The following is a 14,704-nucleotide window of genomic DNA, read 5'->3' as shown; positions in this document are numbered from 1 at the left end:
CGACTTCGCCTCCCCCGCCAGCGGTTGCCGCCCGCGCGGTCGCGGAGTTCACTGGGAGCATGCGCCTCACGAAGCACGAACACGCCGCCCTGGTCCTCGTCGAGTCGGGACACACCCTCGTCGTCGACCCCGGGAGCTTCACCTCGCCGCTCGAAGACCTCGTCGGTCTCGTCGGCGTCGTCATCACCCACGAACACGCCGACCATTGGACGGCCGATCACCTCACGCGCCTGCAGAAGGCCCACCCCGGCGTTCCGATCTACGGTCCCGAGGGCGTGGTGCACGCGGCCGCCGGCTTCGACGTCATCGCGGTCTCCCCCGGCGATCGCCTCGACGTGGGCCCCTTCCACCTCGAGTTCTTCGGCGGGACGCACGCGGTCATCCACGAGTCGATCCCGAACGTCGACAACGTCGGCGTACTCGTCAACGACGCGCTGTACTACCCCGGCGATTCGTACGCCGTCCCGAAGCGCTCGAAGGTGCAGCTGCTGGCCGCGCCCGTCGGTGCCCCGTGGCTGAAGATCGGCGACGCCATCGACTTCGTCCTCGACGTCAAGCCCGACCGGGTCTTCGCCACCCACGACATGACCCTGTCGACGGCGGGCAAGCAGATGGGCGCCGCGCGCCTCACCTGGGCCGCGGAGCAGAACGGCGGATCGTTCGTCGATCTGCAGCCGGGCGGTACTCTCGACGTCTGAGGTTCGGACCGGGCCACACTCCTGAACAATCCGCGCGCCCGGGCCCTTCGGCGTCCGACAGCCCGCAGCGACCGGCGAAACTCAGGAGTTCGGCCCGCCACCCGTACGCGAAACACCGGATGCCACGAGCCCTGGGGCCCGTGGCATCCGGTGTTGTGAAGCGCGGTGCTTACTGCGCGTCGAGGTCGGTCTCGAGAAGAGCGACGAGCTCGTCGAGCGCCTGCTCGGCGCCGTCGCCCTCGGCCTTCAGGGTCACGACGGTGCCGTGACCGGCACCCAGGCCCATGAGCGAGAGGATGCTGCCGGCGTTGAGGTCGGCACCGCCCTCGGCTGCGATCGTGACGGGGATCTTCTTCTCCTGCACGGCCTGCACGAAGAGCTTCGCGGGACGGGCGTGGAGGCCCGAGGCGCTGGCGATGGTGGCCTGACGTTCTGCCATGGTGAATCCTCTCGATTCGACGGGGGTATTACGCGGCGACCGTGGCCGCGGGAGCGGTCTCGGCCACGGACGGGTCCTTCTGAGCGCCGATGCGCTTGAGCGCGACGACGATCAGCGCCGTCACGACCGTACCCAACGCGATTGCGAGCGCGAAACCCCAGAAGGGGTTGATCGCGAAGAACACGAACACGCCGCCGTGCGGGGCGAACGACTGCACGCCGATGATCATGCTGAGTCCACCGGTGATCGCACCGCCCACCATCGAGGCGGGGATGACGCGCAGCGGGTCGGCGGCGGCGAACGGAATCGCGCCCTCGGAGATGAACGAAGCACCCAGCAGCCAGGCTGCGGCGCCGTTCTCACGCTCGACCGGCGTGAACCGGCCGCGGGCGAGCACGGTCGAGGCCAGCGCCATCGCGAGCGGCGGCACCATGCCCGCGGCCATGACCGCGGCCATGATCAGGTACGGCGTGGTGTTGGACTGGGTGGCGGCGGCGAGGCCCGTGGTGGCGAAGACGTAGGCGACCTTGTTGACCGGGCCACCGAGGTCGAAGCACATCATGAGGCCGAGGATCACGCCCAGCACGATCGCGCCGGCACCGCTGCCCGCGAGGCCGGTGAGGCCCTCGGTGAGGGCGGCCATGAGCGAGGCGATCGGGCGTCCGAGGAAGAGGATCATCAGCCCCGAGGCGAAGATCGAGCCGAGGAAGGGCACGATTACCACCGGCATGAGGCCGCGCAGCCACCGCGGGGCGTCGAAGCGACCGAGCCACCAGGCGATGAAACCGGCGAGCAGACCACCGATGATGCCGCCGATGAAGCCGGCGTTCATGAGCACGGCGACGGCACCGGCGACGAAGCCCGGGGCGATGCCGGGGCGATCGGCGATCGCGTAGGCGATGAAGCCCGCGAGCACGGCCACGATGAAGCCCATCGAGGTCGACCCGATCATGAACGCGACCGAGCCGAGGTACTGGCCCAGCGGGCCGAACGACGACGTGATGCCTTCGGTCGGCAGATCCCACAGCGAGTTCTGGATGATGACGTTGGCCGCGTTCTGCGTGACCTGGTACCCGCCGAGAAGGAACCCGAGGGCGATCAGCAGACCGCCACCGGCGACGAACGGGATCATGTAGCTGACACCGGTCAGCAGCCACCGCTGGATGCGGCGGCCGACCGACTGCTGGGCGATGGGGGCCTCGGCGGCACCCGCACCGGCGGCACCGCCCTGCACGCGCGCGGCGTTCGGGTTGTCGCTGGCGGCGAGGGCCTCGGCGATGAGCTGCTTCGGCTGCTCGATACCGCGCTTGACGCCGGCGCGCACGACGGGCTTGCCCGCGAAGCGCTGGGGTTCGCGCACGTCGACGTCGACCGCGAAGATCACGGCGTCGGCGTCGTCGATGACGCTCTGCGGCAGGGCCTTGTAGCCGCTCGAGCCCTGCGGCTCCACGATCAGCTCGACGCCCTCGGTCTCGGCGCCGGCGGCGGTGAGCGCGTCGGCGGCCATGAAGGTGTGGGCGATGCCGGTGGCGCACGCGGTGACCGCCACGATCTTCTTCGTGCGGCCCGCGGCACGGGTCTCGGCGCGCGTGGCGGTGGGGGCTGCCGCGGCGGCAGGTGCTGCGGCGGGGGCCGAAGCGGCGGGGGCCGGGGTCACGGCATCCGTGATGATGCGCACGGCGTCGGCGGGCGTCTGCGCGGCGCGCAGACCCGACATGAAGTCGTTGTTCATGAGGCTCCGCGCGAGCTGCGACAGCACCGCCAGGTGCGCCTCGTCGGCACCGGCGGGCGCGGCGATGAGGAACACGATGTCGGCGGGGCCGTCGGGGGCGCCGAAGTCGACCCCGGGCGTCAGACGCGCGAACGCGAGGGTCGGCTCGGTGACCGAGGCGCTGCGGGCGTGCGGAATTCCGATGCCGCCGGGCAGGCCGGTCTCGTCCTTCTGCTCACGGGCCCAGGCGTCGTCGAAGAGTTCCTGGGCGCTGGTCGCGCGACCCTGCGCGACGACGCGCTCGGCCAGGGCACGGATCACCGACTGCTTGTCGGTGCCCAGGGGCGCGTCGAGGGTGACGAGCTCCGCGGTGATGATGTCGGACATTGTCTGGTGACCTCCGTGGTCAGGATGTTGCGGTGTGGGTGGAGAAGTCGGAGACGGCGATCGTGCCCGCGGGCAGATCGGCCGGTGTCGGGGCCTGAGTCCCCGGCAGGGTCGCGGCGGCGGCGCCGTACGAGATGCTCCGCGCGAGACGGTCGGGAGCCGAGGCTCCCTCGAGGTCGGCCAGCAGGTAGCCGGCGAGCGAGCTGTCGCCCGCGCCGACCGTGCTGGCGACCTGGATTCGGGGGGCGCGACCGCGCCACGCGCCGTCGGCCGTGAACAGCAGGGCACCGTCGGCCCCGAGGGTCACGAGGGCGGATGCCACCCGCTCGGGCACGAGCGTGCGTGCGCGGCGGGTCGCTTCGGTGAGCACATCGGCGTCGCCGGCGGCGTCTTCGCCGACGAGTTCGGCGAGCTCTTCGTGGTTGGGCTTGATGAGGTCGGGACGGGCGGTGGCGACCACCGCGGCCAGGGCCGGGCCCGAGGCGTCGACCGCGACGCGCGGAGCGGCGGCGCCCCAGCGCACGCGGACCGCGGTGATGAGATCGGCGTAGAACGAGGCCGGAACGCCCGGCGGCAGCGATCCGGCGAGCACGAGCCACGTGGCGCCCTCGGCCGCGGCGACGACGCCGGCGACCAGAGCCTCGGCTTCGGCGCCGGACAGCTCGGCACCCGGCAGGTTGAGCTTGGTGGTCTCGCCCGCCGGGTCGGTGATGGTGAGGTTGGCCCGGGCGCGCCCCGCGACCTCCACCAGGTCGAGGGCGATGGCGGTGTCTTCGAGCAGCATCCGGTACGGGTCGTGCGCGTTGACGGGGACGACGGCGCGCGCGGGGGCTCCGGCCGCCGTGACCACGCGGGCGACGTTGACGCCCTTGCCGCCGGCGTCTTCGCGGGACGACAGCGCGCGCTGTACCTCACCGGGGGCGAGGGCGTCGGAGAGCACCACGGCGCGGTCGGCCGAGGGGTTGGCGGTCAGGGTGACGATCATGCGACACGCACCTCGACGTCGGCGTCGGCCAGGGCCTCCGCGAGCGAGGCGGGCGGGGCCGCGTCGGTGACGAGCACATCGATCTCGTCGAGTCGGGCGAAACGCACGAGCAGTTCCTCTCCGAACTTGGCCGCGTCGGCGACGAGCACGACGCGACGGGCCGACTGGATGATGGCGGTCTTGACGGCGGCCTCGTCGGGATCGGGCGTGCTGAGCCCGAAGCCGGCGCTCAGACCGTTCGTGCCGACGAAGGCGATATCGGGGCGCAGCTGGCCGATGGTGCGAACGGTGTGCGCACCGACGGCCGCGGCGGTCACCCCGCGTACCCGTCCGCCGATGGTGGTGAGCGAGAGACGCTCCTCGCCCGCGAGCAGGTGCGCCGCCTCGAGCGAGTGCGTGACGACCTCGACCCCGGAGCCGGCGTCGAGCGCGGCGGGGAGCATCGCGGCCACGGCGGCGGGCGTCGTTCCGCCGTCGAGGAAGATCGACCCGCGGAAGTCCGCTCCGAGAAGGCCGGCCGCCTCGGCGGCGATCGCGCGCTTGGCGTCACCGCGGCGCTCACGCCGCTCGGTGAGCGAGGACTCCGCCGTGCTGGCCCGGTCGATACCGACCGCCCCACCGTGCACGCGGCGCAGAGATCCGGTGCCCTCGAGGCGGTCGAGGTCGCGGCGCACGGTCTCGGTCGTCACGTCGAAGCGGCGGGCCAGGTCGATGACGCTGACGCGTCCGACCTCGCGCAGTTCGCGCTCGATGAGCTGCTGGCGCTCCATTGCGTACACGGGATCTCCTTCGAAGATTCCCACACGATACAACACGAAACAACACACAGCAATACTCCGCGGCATCCAGGTGCGTACCGACGCGAGGAACGTCGCGGGGCCGCCCGAGCCGGGTGTCGAGGAGACGGGTCTGCGCGCTCCGCGGCACCCGTCCCCTCGACACGGGCGACTACTGCACCGACCACCCGCCGTCGGAGGGCAGGATCGCCCCGTTGATGTTCACCGCGTCGTCGCTGAGCAGGAACGTGATGGACGCGGCGAGCTTCTCGGCGGTGGCGATCGTCGGGATCGCCTGCTGGAACGGTGCCAGGCGGGCGGATCCCGCCACAGAGGGGTGGGCGGACATCGGGATGCCGGTGGCGACGCCGCCCGGTGCGACAGCGTTGACGCGCAGCCCCTGCGGCCCGTACATGAACGCGGCGCTCCGCGTCAGACCGATCACGCCGTGCTTGGACACCGTGTACGCGTTCCCGGAGGCGTTTCCTCGGAGCCCCGCCTCGGAAGTGACGTTCACGATCGCCCCGGATCCCGCCGTGAGCATGAGCGGAACGACGGCGCGCGACAGCTTGAAGCCCCCGGTGAGATTGATACCGATCACTCGATCCCACATCTCGTCACTGGTTTCGTGCAGAGGCGAGAAGTCGTCGTTGATGCCGGCGACGTTCGCCAGGCCGTCGATGCGGTCCCCCGCGGCTGCGACGATCTCGTCGATGTCCTGCTGCCGCGTGATGTCTCCCACGACGACGACCATCTCGGCGCCCTCGGCGGCGGCCGCGGTCTCGGCGAGCCGGTCGCCGCTGATGTCGACCGCCACGACCCGACCACCCTCTCGCGCGATGCGCACGGCCGTCGCACGACCGATCCCGCCGGCGGCACCGGTGACGACGATCGTCTTCCCCGCGAATCGACCCGGCGTGATCTTCTCCACCCATCCCGCCGAGTCCCCCGACGGCGGAACGACCCCGTCGTTCGCGCGCAAGACCAGATCGTCGACCACGGATTGCGGCATCTTGCCCTGACTCATCGTCACGAGCTGCTGCAGCGGGAGTCCCCGGACGGGACCCAGGGCGTCATCGCCCACTCCGGACTCCCGTAGGAGTCCGCGGATCAGCGGGCCGCCGACGGGATGCTCCAACCATGAGCCGATGGTGCTGTCGGCGGTCACGTGTCCCGATGTCCCGGCCATTGCGTTCTCCTTCTGTTGAGGCGGCGTCCCCCAGTGAGACGACCATGCTCAGAGTAGGTATTCACGCCCGTGAATACAATCGTCGACGCCTAGGATGGACGGGTGACCGACGACGAGACGACCCCGGACGGGCCTCGGCGCGGGCGCGGCACCCGCGCCGGACTCACCGCGGCCCGGATCGTCGAGGCGGCGCGAGACCTGGACGCGGAGACGATCACCGTCAAGGCCGTCGCCGACCGCCTCGGCGTCGACCGCGCGGCGGTGCATCATCACGTCAGCGACGTGGGCGCCCTTCGACAGGCTGTGGCCTTCGAGGCGTTCACCGGGAACTTCGGCACCCTTGCTCTTCCCCAGGATGCCGATTGGCGGCAAGCGTGTCGACTCCTGGCGCTGTCGATGCACGGTGCCGTGCTCGCCGCCAAGGGTCTCGGCGTGTACGTGCGCCTCACGGCTGCCAACGTCGCGCTCCTCGAGCCCGTCGATCGCACCCTGCGCATCATGACGGAGGCCGGTTTCGATGACGAGACCGCCGCCCGTAGTCTGGCGGCGCTCACCACCATGGCCGGCGCTCTGGCACGCGAGCGACTCATCGCGCAGCAGCCGTCGGGGCACCCGCAGGTTCCGGAACTGCGTCTCGCACTCGACGAGGCGGAGAGCGCACACCTCCCGGCCCTTCGACGCTTCGCTCGAGCCGACCTCGTCGATTTCGACGACACGCAGCTGCAGATGAGCATCGACCTTCTGCTCGAGGGAATGGCCGCGCGGCTCACGAACACCCGCTGAGGACCCCGCGGTGAGGCACGCACCCGGACGGAGTCCTCGCGCGTGCTTCCCCGTCAGGGAGCGACGACCGAGATCGTGAACGCGATCTGCTGGCCGTCGGGGCCGGTGAGCGTCGCGGTCGTGGTGCCCACCTTGCGCGCCTCGAACCCCGGACGGAAGACGGCGCCCTCCGACGCTCCGCCGGCCGAGAACTCCGCGATCGTGGGATCCGCCGTCGTCCCGCTCCACTCGGCTTCGGTGCCGTCGGGCACCGCGAGCACGAGGGCGGTCGCCACGACGACCGTCGCGTCGCGAGTGTCGAGTTCTCCGGGCGAGACGACCGTCGGCGGAAGCGCCTGCGAACCGATGGACGCCGCGGGACTCGCGCTCGAGCCCGTCACCGGCGTGTCGCCCGACGCGGAGGGAGTGCATCCCGCGACCAGCAGCGGGAGGGCGACGACAGCGACGACGAGGGACCAACGCTTCACGGGTGACCTGCTTCCGGCTCCGGCCCGTCGACGCGGGCACTGAGGGGATCGTAGCGAAGCCATGCTCACCCCCGACGAACGCGCCCCCTACTCCTCCGGCGACGTGCTGTCGTCGACGGCGGTCACCGGGATCTCGATCGACGAGATCGACGTCTCACCGAGCCCGAGCAGAGCGGGCGACGCGACGTCGAGCGGAGCGTCGTCGGGCAGGACCTCGGCGCGACTGCGCGGCCGCTGGGGCTCGCCGGGAAGGCCCGCCCACTCGCTCGGTTCTTCGGGACGCTGCACGAAAAGACCCATGGCCCCATTCTCGCTCGTCACGACCGGTCGTGCATCGCCTCTCGGATGACCACGACCCGGCGGGGGCCGATCTCCCCCACGCGAAACCGGATGCCGTTCCTCGCGCCGCACGCGCCCCTCGCCCGATCAGCGGGCGAAGACGTACTGCAACGAGAGTCGCCCGTCGGCGTCGACCGCGACGTGGGCCGAGACCGTGATGCTGCCGAGGGGCGTGGGCGGCAGGCTCGCCGTGGTCGCCTGGCCCTCGGCGCGGGCCGCGTCGCCGACCTGTTGCGCGAGGGTGGCGACGTCGGCCTCGGACCATCCCCACTGAGCCGCCCGTTGCTCGAGGTCGGCGCGGATGCTGACCCACGTCGTGCTCGAGGCCGGCTGCACGCTCACCGCCGACAGGCGATCGCCGCCCGTCGCGAGCGCGAACCACGTCACGCCCGAGAAATCCAGGGACTCCCCGTCGGCCCGCACCGTCACCGTGAGCGGCACGAGGGTCTCCACCGGCGTGTCCGCGTCGGCGGGAAGGCCCAGGTCGCTGGCCGACGCCGAGGTCGTCAGATCGATGACGACGGCGCGCTGCCGGTTGAAGAAGTCGGTCCCGGCGCGGTCGAATCGGGATTGTCCGTCCGACAGCTCTTGGTCGGCCGACGGCGCGGGACCCTCGACGACCCACCAGGAGTTCGCCATCGCGTACGCGCCGACGCCGACGGCCGCGCAGATGACGACGACCACCGACAGGGTGATCCACGTCGCAAGCTGCTCCCTGCGTCGGCGCCGCTGCTGCGCCGACCGAGGCCGCGGGGGCGGCGGTGTGGTTCGGGTCATGCGGCGTACCCCTTCGCGAGTGCGGCATCACGTCGGGGCGGGAAGAAAGCAAAAGCCCCGGCTTCTCGCAACATACGCGATGACCGGGGCTTTTCGTCTTGCTGGGGTACCTGGACTCGAACCAAGAACAACGGAACCAGAAACCGCCGTGTTGCCAATTACACCATACCCCAAGGCGGTGAGCCGTAACTCGTGCCGAGGGACAAGCTTACGCGACGTCGGCCCGAGTGCCAAAACGGGGCCGGCCCGCGCGCGTCGCGTGGGCCGTTCCGTTCAACCCAGGTGCTGCACCAGGGCGCCGAGACGGCGGAGGGTGTCGGCCTTGCCGAGAAGTTCCATCGACTCGAACAGCGGCGGCGACACCCGGCGGCCCGTGAGGGCGACGCGCGGGGGGCCGAAGGCGACGCGGGGCTTGAGCCCCAGCTCGTCGACCAGAGCGGTCGACAACGCCGCCTGCACGGCCTCGGTGGTGAAGGCGGACTCGGGTACGAGCTCGAGGGCGGCGACCGAGGCGACCAGCACCTCGCCCGCGTTGGCCGGAAGGCCCTTCAGGGCGTCCTCGGCGTACTCCACGTCGGAGACGAACAAGAACCCGAGCATCCCCGGGACCTCACCGAGCAGCTGCACGCGCTCCTGCACGAGGGGCGCGGCCGACGCGATGATCGCGCGGTGCTCCTCGCTCGGCTGCTCAGCGATGAGACCCGCACCCGCGAGGTAGGGGACGATCCGCGACGCGAAGTCATCGGCATCCAACATTCGGATGTGGTCGCCGTTGATCGCCTCGGCCTTCTTCTGGTCGAAGCGCGCCGGGTTGGGGTTGACGTCGGCGATGTCCAACGCGGCGATCATCTCGTCGAGCGAGAACACGTCGCGGTCGCTCGCGAGCGACCATCCGAGCAGCGACAGGTAGTTGAGCAGGCCCTCGTGGATGAAGCCCTTCTCGCGCTGCAGGAACAGGTCGGCCTGCGGGTCGCGCTTGGAGAGCTTCTTGTTGCCGGTCTCGCCCAGCACGAGCGGCATGTGTCCGAAGCGCGGAACGTAGTCGGTGACGCCGGCGTCGAGCAGCGCGCGGTAGAGCGCGAGCTGGCGAGCGGTGGAGGGCATGAGGTCTTCGCCGCGGATGACGTGGGTGATGCCCATGAGGGCGTCGTCGACGGGGTTCACGAACGTGTACAGCGGGATGCCGCCGGCGCGGACGACCACGAAGTCGGGGAACGATCCGGCCGGGAACGTGACCTCTCCGCGAATGAGGTCGAGGTAGGTGAGGTCTTCGTCGGGCACGCGCACGCGCCAGGCGGGCTCGCGCCCCTCGGCGCGGAAGGCGGCCTTCTGCTCGTCGGTGAGGTCGCGATCGTAGTTGTCGTAGCCGAGCTGCTTCGCCCGACCGTTGGCCGCGTTGCGCGCGTCGATCTCGTCGGCGGTGGAGTAGCTCTCGTACACGGCCCCGGCCGCGATGAGCTTGTCGAGCACCTCACGGTAGATGTCGTGACGCTGGGACTGCCGGTACGGCGCGTGCGGGCCGCCCACCTCGACGCCCTCGTCCCAGTCGATGTTCATCCACCGCAGCGCCTCGAGCAACTGCTGGTAGCTCTCTTCGCTGTCGCGCGCGGCGTCGGTGTCTTCGATGCGGAAGACGAGTTTGCCGCCGTTGTGCCGGGCGTAGGCCCAGTTGAACAGGACGGTGCGGATGAGACCTACGTGCGGCAGACCCGTCGGAGACGGGCAGAAGCGGACGCGAACGTCGGCGCCGGAGGCGGTCGTGGTGCGGGGATCAGGCGTGGCAGACATCGCCTCGATCCTACCGGCGGGCGGTCCCGCTTCCCGAGAGACGGAGGTGATCGGCGAGCACGTCGGTCACCACCTCGAGAGCCGCCCCCACGGCGGGAACGTGCTCCGCTCCCCGCGCGGTGACCACGTGCAGGGTGCGCGCCTCGGCGGCGGGCAGACGGGGAGCGGCGATTCCGGCGAGCAGGGGCAACGACACCACGGCCATGCGCGGCAGGATCGCCATGCCGACCCCCTGGGCGACGAGGGCTTCGACCGCGATGAAGTTGTCGGTCTCGAACGCGATGTCCGGCGTGAATCCGGCCCGCCCGCAGGCCTCGAGCAGGTGTCCGCGGCACTGCGGGCAGCCCGCGATCCAGCGCTCCCCCGCGAGCCGCGACAGATCGATCGGGTCGTGGGCGGCGGCGGGGTGCCCGATGGGCACGACCACGACGGTGTCGTCGTCGCCGATCACCCGCGCCGAGAGTCCGGATGCCGCGGACTCCAGGTGTTCGCGCCGATCACCCGGGTAGCTGTAGGTCAGGGCGATATCGGCGCGGTTCTCGCGCACGGCGGAGATGGCTTCGGGCGGCTCGGCCTCGATGAAGCTGATCGAGACTCCCGGACGCCGGGCGGTGACCGCGGCGATCACGCGCGGCACGACCGTCGACGAGGCAGAGGGGAACGCCGCGATGCGCACACGCCCCGCGCGAAGCCCTCGCAGCTCGGCGAGGTCGCCGGCGGCCGCGTCGAGCGCGGTGGTGACGGTGGCGGCGTGCCGCGCGAGCACCAGGCCGGCCTCGGTGAGACGAATGCCGCGCCCGACCCGCTCGACGATCGGCAACCCGGCGCGCCGCTCGAGCCGACGCAACTGCTGGCTCACGGCGGGCTGGCTGTAACCGAGCGCGCGGGCGGCGGCGGTGATCGACCCCGTGTCGGCGATCGCCTTGACGACGCGGAGGGCGTTGGCGTCGAGGACGTCGTCTGTCTCGCTCATCCCCATACATAAGCATTTTTGATGCTTCTCATGCAACACCTGCCCTGGTGCAATAACCCGTTCGGCGGGAACCTGGACACATGAGCAGCCTCACCTCGCACTTCGCCGGTGGCCGCGACTACCTCGCCGCCTGCACCCTCGGCCTCCCGCCGCGAGCGACGGTCGCCGCCGTCCGCGCCGACCTCGAGTCCGCGGCATCCGGTCGTCCCGACGTCGTCGCGGCGTCGCTGGCCGTCGAGCAGGCCCGATCGTCGTTCGCCCGCTTGGTGTGCGCGCCCGTCGGCGACGTGGCCATCGGTTCGCAGACCTCGGTGCTGGTCTCGCTCATCGCCGCGTCGGTGCCCGACGGTGCCGAGGTGCTCTGCGCCGAGGGCGACTTCTCGTCGCTCGTGGCGCCCTTCGTCCACGCGGGCCGCGGCATCCGCCTGCGCACCGCTCCCCTGCACGAGCTCGCCGATGCGGTCTCGCCCGACACGTGGCTCGTGGCGTTCTCGCTGGTGCAGTCGGCGACGGGCGAGGTGGCGGATGCCGCCGGCATCGCCGCCGCCGCGGCACGAGCGGGCGCCCGCACCCTCTGCGACCTCACTCAGGCCGCGGGGTGGCTTCCGATCGACGCGACGATGTTCGACGCGACGGTGTGCCACACCTACAAGTGGCTGTGCTGCCCCCGCGGAGTGGCGTTCCTCACGATCGATCCCGAGTTCGCGCGCGAGATCCGTCCGGTGCAGGCCGGCTGGTACTCGGGCGACGACCCGTGGTCGTCGTGCTACGGCACCGGCGGCACGCTGGCATCCGACGCCCGACGCTTCGACGTGTCACCCGCCTGGCAGGCGTTCGTCGGTGCAGCCCCCGCTCTCGCACTCTTCGCCGACGCCGACATCACCGCGATCTACGCCCACGCCACCGGGCTCGCGGCGCGCTTCCGCGACGGTCTCGGCCTGGCTCACCCCGCCCGCCCCTCGGCGATCGTGACATGGCCGGATGCCACGGGCGAAGCGCTCGCCCAGCTCACCGCCCACGGCATCACGGCGTCGGGCCGCGCGGGCCGCGCCCGGGTGGCGTTCCACGTGTTCAACGACGAGCTCGACGTCGACCGCGCCCTGCACGCCCTCGGCGTGCGCAACGACTCCGACCTGTCGCCGTTCGACGGCCTGGTCTACGCGATCTGACCGCGCCCCGGCGCTCCCGCGGGTCGCGCGTGAGTCGCCAGAGATCATCGCTTCTGGGGTCTCCGAAGCGACAGATTCTCGCGGCTCACGCGGGGGTGCGGGTCCGGCGCAGCAGGATCGCGCTCAGGCAGACCGTCGACACCGGGACCAGAGCCCAGAGCGCCAGGCCGTCGTAGCCCACCGCCCCGAGGATCAGGCCGGCGAGCACCGATCCCACCGTCGCGCACGCGGTCATGAGGGTGTCACTGCGGCCCTGCCGGCGCGGGCGAAGCGCGAGCGGGGTCGCCTCGGTGAGCAGCGCCGCGCCCGACACTGTTGCCGCGCTCCAGCCCAGCCCCAGCAGCACGAGCGCGACCAACACCCCCGCCTGCGAATCCGGCATCGTGGCGGCGACGGCGAGCGAAGCCGGCAGCAGCACCTGCCCAAGCACGATGACGCGGATGCGGCCGAACCGATCGGCGAGGGCGCCGAACACCGGCGACAGCCCGTACATGCCGAACACGTGCGCGGCGATCGTGACACCGACGGCGAGGGTCACGGCATCCGGAGCCACGATGTGCGACAGATGCACCGGCGTCATCGCCATCACCGACGCCATGGTCACGTGCGAGGCGGCGACGGCCAGCATGGCGAAGCGGGCGAGGCCGGGGCGGTCGGCCTGCGGAGCGGGCGCGGAGGCGGATGCCGTCTTCTCGCGATCGAGACGTTGGGCGAGCAGCAGCGGGTCGGGACGCAGGACCAGCACGTACAGCGCGAACGCGCAGACCTGGGCGGCGAACGAGAACAGGTAGGCGCCGGTCAGGCGCGGCATGCCGACGCTCGCCCCGATCAGCTCCCCCGGCGCGAGGAGCAGGGGCCCCACGACCCCGCCGACGGTGGTCGCCCACACCACCGTCGCCAGATCGCGGCCGCGGCGGGCGGTGCTCGAGAGGTCGGTGGCGGCGAAGCGCGACTGCAGCGTCGCGGCGTTGCCGGCACCGATGAGCGCGATCCCCACGAGCAGCAGGGGGAAGAGCCGAAGACCCGCCGCCGCGATGACGACGACGATTCCGATCAGGGCCGCGACGTTCCCCGTGGTGAGGGCGACCCGCCGACCGCGGCGCCCCGCCAGGCGCGCGAGCGGGATCGCCGTCAACGCCGCACCGAGCGTGACCGCCGCCGTGGCGAAGCCCGACAGCGCCTCTTGCCCCGAGAGGTCGGCGGCCAGAAGAGCGCCGAGCGACAGCGTCGCGCCGAACGCCACGCCGGTGAGCACCTGTCCCGCCGCCAGCACCCGCACGGTGCGGCGCTGAGCAGCGGCGAGGTCGATACCCGCCGGCGCGGCGAGGTCAGGCATCGCGCGCGGTGTTGCGCAGCACCCCGATGCCGCTGACCTCGATCTCGATCGTGTCGCCGGCGTCGAAGGGGCCGACGCCCGCCGGGGTGCCGGTGAGGATCAGGTCTCCCGGGAGCAGGGTGAACACCGCCGAGGCGTACGCGACGAGTGCGCCGATGCCGTGGATCATGTCGGAGACCGGCCCCTGCTGACGCACCTCGCCGTTGACGCGCGTCGTGATCGCGGCGGCGTCGAGATCGAGGTCGGTCTCGATGACGGGGCCGACGGGGCAGAACGTGTCGAAGCCCTTCGCCCGCGACCACTGCCCGTCGGAACGCTGCAGGTCGCGCGCCGTGACGTCGTTGGCGACGGTGTAACCGAAGATGTACTCGCTCGCCCGCTCGGCGGGGACGTTCTTGGCGATGCGGCCGATGACGACGGCGAGTTCGCCCTCGTAGTCGGTGTGCGAGGTCAGGCTCGTGGGGCGCACGATCACGTCGCCCGTCCCGATGACCGAGGTGTTCGGCTTGAGGAACATCAGCGGCTCGGCGGGGGCTTCCCCGCCCATCTCGGCCGCGTGATCGTGGTAGTTCTTGCCGATGCAGACGACCTTCGAGCGCGGGATGACCGGCGCGAGCAGGGCGACCTCACCCAGCGGAACGCGCTCCCCCGTCGTCTCGAACCCGGCGAACATCGGGTCGCCGGCGAGCACCACGAGTTCACCGTCGTCGACGATGCCGTAGCGGATGGACTCCTGGTAGCTGAATCGAGCGATCTTCACCGCTCCAGCCTATCGGCGGGCTCCGACACGCCTATCTCGGCCGTCCGGGCGCCGGCCCGACGAGCGGCCCGGCCCCACGCGCACGGCCCCAGGCGCACGCCCTGTCTCCGGCCCGACACGCACGCCC

Annotated in this window: 15 protein-coding genes and 1 tRNA gene; 3 read left to right on the top strand and 13 right to left on the bottom strand. The window is 71.5% G+C overall.

The features are described from left to right. Positions 1 to 59 precede the first annotated feature (59 nt). Positions 60 to 698, top strand: coding sequence for an MBL fold metallo-hydrolase (locus tag IFR11_RS00985; protein ID WP_191914935.1), 639 nt, complete (start codon positions 60 to 62; stop codon positions 696 to 698). A 169-nt stretch (positions 699 to 867) separates the two neighbouring features. Here IFR11_RS00985 and IFR11_RS00980 read toward each other — a convergent pair whose 3' ends face one another. From IFR11_RS00980 to IFR11_RS00960, 5 genes are all read right to left on the bottom strand, one after another. Next, on the bottom strand, positions 868 to 1,137 hold the full coding sequence (locus tag IFR11_RS00980; protein ID WP_055836516.1) for an HPr family phosphocarrier protein: 270 nt from the start codon (positions 1,135 to 1,137) through the stop codon (positions 868 to 870). Between the two features lie 28 nt (positions 1,138 to 1,165). Further along, positions 1,166 to 3,235, bottom strand: a complete 2,070-nt coding sequence (locus IFR11_RS00975) for a PTS fructose transporter subunit IIABC (RefSeq protein WP_191914934.1) — start codon at positions 3,233 to 3,235, stop codon at positions 1,166 to 1,168. A 19-nt stretch (positions 3,236 to 3,254) separates the two neighbouring features. Continuing rightward, complete coding sequence (locus tag IFR11_RS00970) at positions 3,255 to 4,220, bottom strand: 1-phosphofructokinase family hexose kinase (protein WP_055939778.1); 966 nt, start codon at positions 4,218 to 4,220, stop codon at positions 3,255 to 3,257. Next, positions 4,217 to 4,999: a DeoR/GlpR family DNA-binding transcription regulator gene (locus IFR11_RS00965; protein ID WP_055940032.1), complete on the bottom strand. Its 783-nt coding sequence runs from the start codon at positions 4,997 to 4,999 to the stop codon at positions 4,217 to 4,219. The genes IFR11_RS00970 and IFR11_RS00965 overlap by 4 nt, the downstream gene beginning before the upstream one ends. Positions 5,000 to 5,168: 169 nt before the next feature. Beyond that, complete coding sequence (locus tag IFR11_RS00960; RefSeq protein WP_191914933.1) at positions 5,169 to 6,185, bottom strand: SDR family NAD(P)-dependent oxidoreductase; 1,017 nt, start codon at positions 6,183 to 6,185, stop codon at positions 5,169 to 5,171. Between the two features lie 102 nt (positions 6,186 to 6,287). Between IFR11_RS00960 and IFR11_RS16240 the strand changes: the two genes are divergently transcribed. After that, positions 6,288 to 6,968, top strand: a complete 681-nt coding sequence (locus IFR11_RS16240) for a TetR/AcrR family transcriptional regulator C-terminal domain-containing protein (RefSeq protein ID WP_191914932.1) — start codon at positions 6,288 to 6,290, stop codon at positions 6,966 to 6,968. 53 nt (positions 6,969 to 7,021) lie between these two features. Here the strand turns inward: IFR11_RS16240 and IFR11_RS00950 are convergent, their stop codons facing one another. From IFR11_RS00950 to IFR11_RS00925, 6 genes are all read right to left on the bottom strand, one after another. Next, on the bottom strand, positions 7,022 to 7,435 hold the full coding sequence (locus IFR11_RS00950; protein WP_055836494.1) for a hypothetical protein: 414 nt from the start codon (positions 7,433 to 7,435) through the stop codon (positions 7,022 to 7,024). Between the two features lie 87 nt (positions 7,436 to 7,522). Continuing rightward, on the bottom strand, positions 7,523 to 7,735 hold the full coding sequence (locus IFR11_RS00945) for a hypothetical protein (protein WP_055836492.1): 213 nt from the start codon (positions 7,733 to 7,735) through the stop codon (positions 7,523 to 7,525). Positions 7,736 to 7,861: 126 nt separating this feature from the next. Continuing rightward, the gene (locus IFR11_RS00940; RefSeq protein WP_191914931.1) at positions 7,862 to 8,551 is read right to left on the bottom strand and encodes a hypothetical protein; all 690 of its coding nucleotides are present in this window, start codon (positions 8,549 to 8,551) and stop codon (positions 7,862 to 7,864) included. A 101-nt stretch (positions 8,552 to 8,652) separates the two neighbouring features. Then, positions 8,653 to 8,724: transfer RNA gene (locus tag IFR11_RS00935), tRNA-Gln, on the bottom strand. A gap of 100 nt (positions 8,725 to 8,824) precedes the next feature. After that, positions 8,825 to 10,339, bottom strand: a complete 1,515-nt coding sequence (gltX, locus tag IFR11_RS00930) for a glutamate--tRNA ligase (RefSeq protein ID WP_191914930.1) — start codon at positions 10,337 to 10,339, stop codon at positions 8,825 to 8,827. Positions 10,340 to 10,349: 10 nt separating this feature from the next. Further along, the gene (locus tag IFR11_RS00925; RefSeq protein WP_191914929.1) at positions 10,350 to 11,312 is read right to left on the bottom strand and encodes a LysR family transcriptional regulator; all 963 of its coding nucleotides are present in this window, start codon (positions 11,310 to 11,312) and stop codon (positions 10,350 to 10,352) included. Positions 11,313 to 11,392: 80 nt separating this feature from the next. Between IFR11_RS00925 and IFR11_RS00920 the strand changes: the two genes are divergently transcribed. Then, entirely contained in the window at positions 11,393 to 12,481 is a 1,089-nt protein-coding gene (locus tag IFR11_RS00920) for an aminotransferase class V-fold PLP-dependent enzyme (RefSeq protein ID WP_191914928.1), read from the top strand. A gap of 85 nt (positions 12,482 to 12,566) precedes the next feature. On the opposite strand, the gene IFR11_RS00915 is transcribed toward IFR11_RS00920, so the two are convergent. Together IFR11_RS00915 and IFR11_RS00910 are read right to left on the bottom strand one after the other, a co-directional pair. After that, on the bottom strand, positions 12,567 to 13,817 hold the full coding sequence (locus IFR11_RS00915; protein WP_191914927.1) for an MFS transporter: 1,251 nt from the start codon (positions 13,815 to 13,817) through the stop codon (positions 12,567 to 12,569). Next, positions 13,810 to 14,577 (bottom strand): fumarylacetoacetate hydrolase family protein, encoded by a 768-nt coding sequence (locus IFR11_RS00910; RefSeq protein WP_055836472.1) that lies wholly within the window; start codon positions 14,575 to 14,577, stop codon positions 13,810 to 13,812. Before IFR11_RS00910 ends, IFR11_RS00915 begins: the two co-directional genes overlap by 8 nt. Between the last annotated feature and the right edge of the window lie 127 nt (positions 14,578 to 14,704).

Origin of the sequence: Microbacterium sp. CFBP 8801 (assembly GCF_014839455.1) — a bacterium.
Lineage (GTDB): Bacteria > Actinomycetota > Actinomycetes > Actinomycetales > Microbacteriaceae > Microbacterium.
Note: the sequence above shows the minus strand (reverse complement) of the source record. Positions and strands in the feature narration are given on the sequence as shown.

Bases quoted from the DNA above. Each gene is read 5' to 3' on its own strand.
- IFR11_RS00985 (WP_191914935.1), top strand. From the start codon at position 60: ATGCGCCTCACGAAGCACGAACACGCCGCCCTGGTCCTCGTCGAGTCG.
- IFR11_RS00980 (WP_055836516.1), bottom strand. From the start codon at position 1,137: ATGGCAGAACGTCAGGCCACCATCGCCAGCGCCTCGGGCCTCCACGCC.
- IFR11_RS00975 (WP_191914934.1), bottom strand. From the start codon at position 3,235: ATGTCCGACATCATCACCGCGGAGCTCGTCACCCTCGACGCGCCCCTG.
- IFR11_RS00970 (WP_055939778.1), bottom strand. From the start codon at position 4,220: ATGATCGTCACCCTGACCGCCAACCCCTCGGCCGACCGCGCCGTGGTG.
- IFR11_RS00960 (WP_191914933.1), bottom strand. From the start codon at position 6,185: ATGGCCGGGACATCGGGACACGTGACCGCCGACAGCACCATCGGCTCA.
- IFR11_RS00945 (WP_055836492.1), bottom strand. From the start codon at position 7,735: ATGGGTCTTTTCGTGCAGCGTCCCGAAGAACCGAGCGAGTGGGCGGGC.
- IFR11_RS00940 (WP_191914931.1), bottom strand. From the start codon at position 8,551: ATGACCCGAACCACACCGCCGCCCCCGCGGCCTCGGTCGGCGCAGCAG.
- gltX (WP_191914930.1), bottom strand. From the start codon at position 10,339: ATGTCTGCCACGCCTGATCCCCGCACCACGACCGCCTCCGGCGCCGAC.
- IFR11_RS00925 (WP_191914929.1), bottom strand. From the start codon at position 11,312: ATGAGCGAGACAGACGACGTCCTCGACGCCAACGCCCTCCGCGTCGTC.
- IFR11_RS00920 (WP_191914928.1), top strand. From the start codon at position 11,393: ATGAGCAGCCTCACCTCGCACTTCGCCGGTGGCCGCGACTACCTCGCC.
- IFR11_RS00915 (WP_191914927.1), bottom strand. From the start codon at position 13,817: ATGCCTGACCTCGCCGCGCCGGCGGGTATCGACCTCGCCGCTGCTCAG.